At 31.4% G+C, this 649-nt stretch carries 1 protein-coding gene; it reads right to left on the reverse strand.

The annotated features are described in order from the left end of the window. Nucleotides 1–418: 418 nt before the first annotated feature. Nucleotides 419–649, reverse strand: a 231-nt coding sequence (locus ACFIL8_RS12065) for a hypothetical protein (protein WP_375690014.1), incomplete at its 5' end; no start/stop codon positions are given.

The raw sequence follows: 649 nt of genomic DNA on the forward strand, positions 1-649 counted from the left end.
AAGCAAAAATCCATTGCGGTCATGAACATTTCAAAGCTTTGGGAGAAAATACCCAATATATTGTTTCTGATAATTATAAAACTTTTATCGATCAAGCAATTCAAAAAGATACCACAACAACTTGAAAAAATGTTTGGGTTATGGAAACAACCCTCCCCTGTTTTTTATAAAATGCACCTTTTTCCTACTCTATAATTTACAAGCTCTTCCTTATAACCAATTTTAATTTTTATTAAACAATCAAGAAATTATCGAACATTTTTCAGAAAGAGCTGCACATTTAAGAAAAGAAAATTATAAACTATTGAGAATACATTTGATACCCAAACAATCATTTAAGCATAAAAAATGATATATAAACAAACATTGGATTTTTAAGTCAATAATTTGATTTATAAAGATTTTCACATTTTCCATGTTAAATAATAAATGCAAATGGAGCAGGCGTGCACGTTTGTGTAGGTTCTGCTTTTGCTCTCATGTAGATTGAGTTGACAGCAAATAGACTCCTCGATAAACTCATCAAAATCAGCTTAACTGATGGCTTCATTTTGGAGGAAGAAGGGTTGTACACAAGGGGACCATCAGCGCTCCCAATCACATTTATCCCAATATCAAAACCACAGCCATCACAAACACATGTTAATTT

It is taken from the genome of Bartonella sp. AP57NXGY, assembly GCF_042195805.1.
GTDB lineage: Bacteria > Pseudomonadota > Alphaproteobacteria > Rhizobiales > Rhizobiaceae > Bartonella.